Genomic DNA, 6596 nt, shown 5'->3' with positions numbered 1-6596 from the left:
CCTATGGCCAAAATTGCACATCCGGGATGATCTTCAAGCGCTTCCGCGACAGGAACCAGATCGGCCGTGCCGCGTCATAAAGACAGGTTCCTGTCGAGGAGCAGCACGATGATCAGGCTCCTTCTTGTCGTCGCGGTGGCGCTCGCGTTTGCATGCGGCGGGACGCAGGCAACAAAGCTGGACCTCGACGCTGTCAACCAAGCGCAATTCAGCGAAGGCGAACCGAAGGGCGTCGATCCGATGCTGCTCAAGGCGCAGATCCTTCTGGATCGCGCCCGCTTCTCCCCCGGCCTGATCGACGGCCGCCTTTCGGACAATTTTGCCAAGGCCGTCGCGGCCTTCCAGGCGGCGAGCGGATTGCCCTCGGACGGCAAGCTCACGCGCGAGACCTGGGACAAGCTCGCGGCGACGTTCGCCGGCCCGGTGCTGATCAACTACGAGGTCAGGCCCAAGGACGTGCGCGGGCCTTTCACCAAGCGTATCCCCACCCGGATGGAGAGGATGGCACACCTCAGGCGGCTCGGCTACCGCAACGCGCGGGAAAGACTGGCGGAGCGCTTCCATGTCAGCGAACAAGTGCTGCGGATGCTCAATCCCGGCAACGGTTTCAGGAAAGCCGACACGACCCTGGTCGTGCCCGATGTCGGCCGCGGCGATCCTCCAGCGGCCGTCGCGAGCGTCGAGGTCGACAAGGCGTCTCGCCAAGTGCGGGTGCTCGATCCGTCGGGCAGGCCGCTCGCGGTCTACCCCGCCTCGATCGGCAGCGAGGAAAAGCCGGCGCCGAGCGGCACGGCGGAGGTCCGGCGCGTGGTGCACAACCCGACCTATCGCTACAATCCGAAATTCGCCTTCAAAGGGGTCAGGAGCAAGCGGCCCTTCACCATCGCCAAGGGGCCGAACAATCCGGTGGGCTCGGTGTGGATCGATCTCTCCATCGAAAGCTACGGCATCCACGGCGCGCCCGAGCCCGGCAAGATCGGCACGACCTTCTCGCATGGCTGCATCCGGCTGACCAACTGGGACGCCGAAGACCTCGCTGCCATGGTCAAGCCGGGTACGAAGGTCGACTTCAAGGACGAGACCGCGCAGGACGGGCAAGCGCAGTGAAACGGCAGTCGTTGCGAACCTCTACCACCCCTGCTGCAAATCCGGCACGCCTTCGAGCTATATATTAGCGACTTCTTGACTAAATCGCCAACCGAACCACACTGCCGGTTGCGGCCATCCAAGGTCAGGGCGGGAACGCCTGAACCGGCGCGAGGCAGACGCCGCAGATCGACATGTGAGGAACCGCTATCATGCGCATGCGCTACTCAAGAATCTTTGCAGATTCAGACGGAGGATCACGCTTCGTTGATGTGGAGACAGAGCTCGAGCTTGGCTTTGCCGCGCCACCGGCCGAACCGCTTTACGCCGCGAAGCTGTCGCCCGCCTCGGAGGCTTTCTGGATGGGTGCGGTGCCGACCTGGAAAGGCGACGTCCCTCACACAGCCCCGCGTCGTATGGCCTTCGTAACAGTGCTAGGGGAGTATCAGATTACCGCCACCAGTGGCGAAACGAGGAAATTCCCCCCCGGAAGCGTGCTTCTCATCGAGGACACCACGGGGGCTGGCCACATGACCAGGAACATCAGCGCAGGTGACACAATCGTGCTCGCCGTCGCACTGGCAAGCCAGGCACAAGCGGTCAAAGAGAAAGCTGCCGGTGGCTAAGCCGACTGCCTGAGGTCCCACCAAGTCGGGAAAACTGCCGGGCGAACTGATGCATAAGCCCTATTTATCATGACCCCAAATATTTGAAGTCGTTACATGGCCTTTTCGCGCCTGTAGCTTCGACAGCGGTCTTTCTCCGGACGCTCGAAAATTGGTGGCCTGATGCAAACACATGCGCGGGTGGTGGTCGTTGGCGGCGGGTGCGTCGGCGCGGGTATTCTCTATGGCCTGGCCAAGCGCGGCTGGACCGACGTCGCGCTGCTGGAGCGCACCCAGCTGACGGCCGGCTCGACCTGGCATGCGGCGGGCCTGATCCCCTCCTATGCCCGCAACATCAATGTCGGCCGGATGATCAGGAAGACCATCGAGATCTATGAAGGGCTGGAGGCCGAGACGGGGCAGCCGGTCGGATGGCACAAATGCGGCCAGTTGCGCATCGCCAATTCCAGGGACCGGCTCGACGAATTCAAGAGCTATATGAGCGTGGCCGAAGTCCAGGGCATGCGAGCTGAGTTGCTGACGCCGGCCGAGGTCAGGGAACTTTGCCCGCTTCTTGACAACGACCATATGCTGGGCGCGCTCTACCACCCGGACGACGGCCATATCGCGCCGGCCGATGTGACGCATGCCATGGCCAAAGGCGCGCGGGATCTGGGTGCTAAGGTCTACTTGAACACCGAGGTCACCGGCTTCAAGCGGACGCCCGGTGGCGAGTGGCTCGTGCAGACGAACAAGGGCGACGTCACCTGCGAGCACCTGATCTGCGCGACCGGCAATTACGCGCGCCAGACCGGTGCGCTGCTCGGCCTCGAAATCCCGGCGATTCCGATCCTGCACCAGTACTGGATCACCGAAGCCGTGCCGGAGGTCATCGATCGCAAACGGCAGGGTCGGCCCGAAATGCCGATCCTGCGCGACGAAGGGTTCGAGGGTTATCTACGCGAGGAAGGCGACGGCCTGCTGTTCGGCCCTTACGAGCGGACCGCAAACCTGAAGCTGTTCGCCGAGGACGGCGTCCCTTCCTGGTTCGGCGCCGATCTCGTCGAGGAGGATTTCGAGGCAGTGTCGTGGAACTGGGAGCAGGCCCTGCAGCTCGTCCCGGCGCTGGGACGCGTGGGCATCAAGGCCAATGTGCGCGGCCCCTTCCAGATGACGGCGGACGAGCTTCCGCTGATGGGACCGGCCTGGGGCCTGCCCAATGTCTGGCTGGCCGAGGGCGTGCCGGGCGGCATCCTGTGGGGCGGCACGATCGGCTACTATCTGTCGGAGCGGATCGTCGAGGGCGGCAACAGCCTGGACACATCCGACCTCGATCCGCGCCGCTTCGGCGACTACGCCAACAAGCCCTGGACGCGCGAAAAGGTGCGCGAAGCCTGGGGCACCCACGCCGAGCAGAAATATCCTGGGCAGGACATGCCCGCCGCCCGTCCGCAGAAGACCGCGCCCTCCTATGACCGGCTGACCGAGCTCGGCGCGGTGTGGGGCGTGCTCAACGGCTGGGAGATGCCCAACTGGTTCGCGCCGAAGGGCGTCGAGGCCAAGGACCAGCATAGCTGGCGCTGGACGCCCAAGGGCGTGTTCGTCGGCGAGGAAGTCCTGGCGGTGCGCAACGCCGTCGGCCTGGTCGAAATGACGCCGATGACCAAGTTCGAGGTGTCCGGACGAGGCGCGGCTGCATGGCTGGACAGGATCATCGCCAACCGCCTGCCCGCGGTCGGCAAGGTGACGCTGGCGCATCACCTCACGGCGAGAGGCGGCGTGCAGGCAGAGTACATGGTGGCGCGCCTCGCGAAAGACAGCTTCTACCTCATCTCGACGCCGCGCGCGGAGCGCTGGAACTTCGACGATCTTTCGAAACTGCTGCCCGCGGACGGCAGCGTCAGTCTGAAGAACGTCACCAACGATCGCGGCTGCTTCACGGTCGTCGGGCCGAACGCGCGAGACGTGCTGCAGCCGCTGACCGAGATCGATCTTTCGAACGAAAAGTTCCCCTGGTTCGGCGTGAAGACCGGCGGCGTCGCGTTGGCCAGCGACGTGCGGCTGCTGCGTGTGAACTACGAAGGCGAGCTCGGCTGGGAGCTGTACCATCCGATGGCCTACCAGCGGCAATTGCTGGATGCGATTCTGAAGGAAGGCGAGAAGCACGGCATGCGCCTGGTCGGGCTGCATGCGCTGGAGTCGCTCAGGCTGGAGAAATCCTATCGCGCCATGTACCGCGACATGAACCCGGAGCTCAACGCGCTGGAGAGCGGGCTCGAGCGTTTCATCCGCCTCGACAAGGGCGATTTCGTCGGACGCGACGCGGTCCTGAAATATAAGGATCGGAACAACCAGCGCCGCTCTGTCACACTCAAGATCGAAACCGACGGCGCGAGCACGCTTGCCTCCGAGGGGCTCTACATCGACGGCGAGCTGGTCGGGCGCATCACGTCGGGCGGCTACGCCTACGCGCTCGGGCATGACGTGGCGCTGGCGTTGTTGCCGGAGCGTTTTTGCAAACCCGGCACGAAACTCGACGTTGCGATCCTGGGGGAATGGAAGACTGCCGAAGTCATTGCGGATTCGCCCTACGATCCCACTTCAGCCAGGGCGCGGATGTAACGGGCGATCCTGAAGGCCTCCAAGGCGACTGGTCATCGCGTCGCCACGGATCGTTCCGCCCTGCCCTGCGTTGAGTGACAGGCACGGAGGACACGGCAATGGATGACGATCGGATCGAGAAGATCAGGCAGCGCGCCTATGAAATCTGGCAACGCGAAGGCAGCATCCACGGCGACCATGAGCGGCACTGGCACCAAGCCGAGATGGAAATCGATCGCGAGGCGGCCCTGCCGCTGACGGCGGACGACGCACTGCCTGAAACGCGCGAGGTCTCAAGTTCGGACATTCTGACGGCAGAGGCGCTCGCAACGCACACCGGCATAAGCAGCGGAGAAGCGCAGGAGTTGCTCGACCGGCTGGGCAACGACCGCGCGGCGATCGAGCAGGCGGCGCGGAACATCCAGGCGAAGCGGCGGCGCTAGTTTACGAGGAGTCCACCGACTGCCGGACCATCCTTTCGATAAGGAATCCGCTTGTCTCTAACACGCGCCTGCGTTGTACTTCCCGAGGTCGAAACTTCGAGGACGCAGGACTGTGGACTGGAAAGCGGCGGCGGTTTCCTGGCTCGCGACGATGGCGATGTGCGGCCAGGCGCTGGCCTGGGGCCAGGAAGGCCATGCGGTGATCGCCGAGATCGCGCAGCATAGGCTGAGCCAAAACGCCTATGACGTGATCGAGCAGCTCCTGCGTTCGCATCTCAAGCTCAAGCCGCCGGCGACGGTTTCGCTGGCCTCGGTCGCGAGTTGGCCTGACGACTACCGCGCCGAGAACCACAAGGAGACGTCGAACTGGCATTTCGTCGACATTCCGCTCGCCTCCAGGCCGGGCGACGCGAACGCCAGCACCACCGCCTACGACCCGGCGCGCGACTGCAAGGACGACGCGACCTTCGGCACCTGCCTGATGAAGGCGCTGCCGGCGCAGGAAAAGATCCTCGCCGATCCGAAGAAAAGCGGTGAGGAGCGCTGGCAGGCGCTCGCCTTCGTCATCCATCTGGTCGGCGACCTGTCGCAGCCGCTGCACTGCGTCGAGCGCCTGGACGGCAACCAGGGCGACCAGGGCGGCAACACGCTGACGGTGACCTTCAACGTCTCGCGGCCGAAGCCGGACGGCTCGACCTATCGCGACCTCTCTACCTTCCACGCGGTGTGGGATTCGAGCCTGATCCTGTTCAAATACTATGACTGGGGCAAGGTCGCGCTCGATCTCGAGACCGACGTCATCCCCAATCTCGCGCCGAGGCCTGCCGCCGAGCAGACGCCGGAGAAATGGCTGGCCGCGTGCCACGCAATTGCGGAGGACGCCTACCGCGCGCTGCCCAGGGGCACGTCGATCAGGGCGGACAACCCGCATGCGGTGATCCTCGACCAGGCCTATTTCGACAGGTTCTCGCCGGAAGCCGTCCAGCAGCTGGCGCTTGGCGGCTTGCATCTCGCCGCCGTGCTCAACGAGACGCTGGCGGTCGACAAGTAGGCGGCCGGCGAAGCGCTTTTCGAGCAGCGCCAAAGACGCAGCCGGCATATGCCGGCCACTGAGACGACAGGGTTGCGTCCCGGCGATGCGGACGGGATGCGCCTGGCAGGCGCCATCACCGATTGCCGCGCGGCACTTGCGGACGCATAGTAGCGGCACGGTATTGACGTGTGGGTCGACCCGCGGAAATGGCCATGAACGACGAGAAGGACAATCCCGAAGTAGCGGTGTTCCCGCCGCTGCTGTTCCTGGTGGCGCTGATCCTGATGCTGGCGCTGCGCCATGTCTTTCCGCTCGCGATCGGCGGCCGGCCACTGACCACGGTGCTGGGCATCGTGCTTGCGGCCCTTGCGATCGCCATCATCGCGTGGGGGCGCATGACGATGCAGCGCGCCGGCACAAATATCGAACCCACGAAGCCGACGCTCGCCATCGTCACCAGCGGCCCCTTCCGCTTCGTCCGCAATCCGCTGTATGTCGGCCTGATGGGCCTGCTCCTCGGGATCGGGCTCATCTTCGACACCTGGTGGGGCGTGCTCGCTGTCGTCCCGGTCTTCCTCATCCTGCATTTCGGCGTGGTGCTGCGCGAGGAGGCCTATCTCGAGCGCAAGTTCGGCGAGCCCTACCGCGCCTACAAGGCCAGCGTTCGCCGCTATCTGTGAAGCGATGCGGCCTCAAGACGAAACAGCGGCCGAATTCCTCGACGTCGGCGAGCGTCGGCACGTTTGCAAACCGGTTGGGACCTGATCACGGACGACAAGATCCAAATAGCTTGGCCGCCCCTTCCCACGCCGCCTCACGCGCCATAAA

6 protein-coding genes are annotated in these 6596 nt (G+C 64.5%); all 6 read left to right on the top strand.

The window, feature by feature from the left end:
* Positions 1-108: 108 nt before the first annotated feature.
* The 6 genes from EOA29_RS02425 (at position 109) to EOA29_RS02400 (ending at position 6448) form a co-directional block, all read left to right on the top strand.
* The gene (locus tag EOA29_RS02425) at positions 109-1107 is read left to right on the top strand and encodes a L,D-transpeptidase (RefSeq protein ID WP_126094691.1); all 999 of its coding nucleotides are present in this window, start codon (positions 109-111) and stop codon (positions 1105-1107) included.
* A gap of 191 nt (positions 1108-1298) precedes the next feature.
* Positions 1299-1712, top strand: a complete 414-nt coding sequence (locus EOA29_RS02420; RefSeq protein ID WP_126094692.1) for a cupin domain-containing protein — start codon at positions 1299-1301, stop codon at positions 1710-1712.
* 162 nt (positions 1713-1874) lie between these two features.
* Positions 1875-4313 (top strand): FAD-dependent oxidoreductase, encoded by a 2439-nt coding sequence (locus tag EOA29_RS02415; RefSeq protein WP_126094693.1) that lies wholly within the window; start codon positions 1875-1877, stop codon positions 4311-4313.
* Between the two features lie 98 nt (positions 4314-4411).
* The gene (locus tag EOA29_RS02410; RefSeq protein WP_126094694.1) at positions 4412-4735 is read left to right on the top strand and encodes a DUF2934 domain-containing protein; all 324 of its coding nucleotides are present in this window, start codon (positions 4412-4414) and stop codon (positions 4733-4735) included.
* A gap of 112 nt (positions 4736-4847) precedes the next feature.
* The gene (locus EOA29_RS02405) at positions 4848-5786 is read left to right on the top strand and encodes a S1/P1 nuclease (protein WP_126094695.1); all 939 of its coding nucleotides are present in this window, start codon (positions 4848-4850) and stop codon (positions 5784-5786) included.
* A gap of 194 nt (positions 5787-5980) precedes the next feature.
* Positions 5981-6448 (top strand): isoprenylcysteine carboxylmethyltransferase family protein, encoded by a 468-nt coding sequence (locus tag EOA29_RS02400; protein WP_189350146.1) that lies wholly within the window; start codon positions 5981-5983, stop codon positions 6446-6448.
* Positions 6449-6596 lie beyond the last annotated feature (148 nt).

Origin of the sequence: Mesorhizobium sp. M1E.F.Ca.ET.063.01.1.1, from assembly GCF_003998155.1 — a bacterium.
Lineage (GTDB): Bacteria > Pseudomonadota > Alphaproteobacteria > Rhizobiales > Rhizobiaceae > Mesorhizobium.
Note: the sequence above shows the minus strand (reverse complement) of the source record. Positions and strands in the feature narration are given on the sequence as shown.

Coding starts and splice junctions, on each gene's coding strand:
- EOA29_RS02420 (WP_126094692.1), top strand. CDS start 1,299: ATGCGCATGCGCTACTCAAGAATCTTTGCAGATTCAGACGGAGGATCA.
- EOA29_RS02400 (WP_189350146.1), top strand. CDS start 5,981: ATGAACGACGAGAAGGACAATCCCGAAGTAGCGGTGTTCCCGCCGCTG.
- EOA29_RS02415 (WP_126094693.1), top strand. CDS start 1,875: ATGCAAACACATGCGCGGGTGGTGGTCGTTGGCGGCGGGTGCGTCGGC.
- EOA29_RS02425 (WP_126094691.1), top strand. CDS start 109: ATGATCAGGCTCCTTCTTGTCGTCGCGGTGGCGCTCGCGTTTGCATGC.
- EOA29_RS02410 (WP_126094694.1), top strand. CDS start 4,412: ATGGATGACGATCGGATCGAGAAGATCAGGCAGCGCGCCTATGAAATC.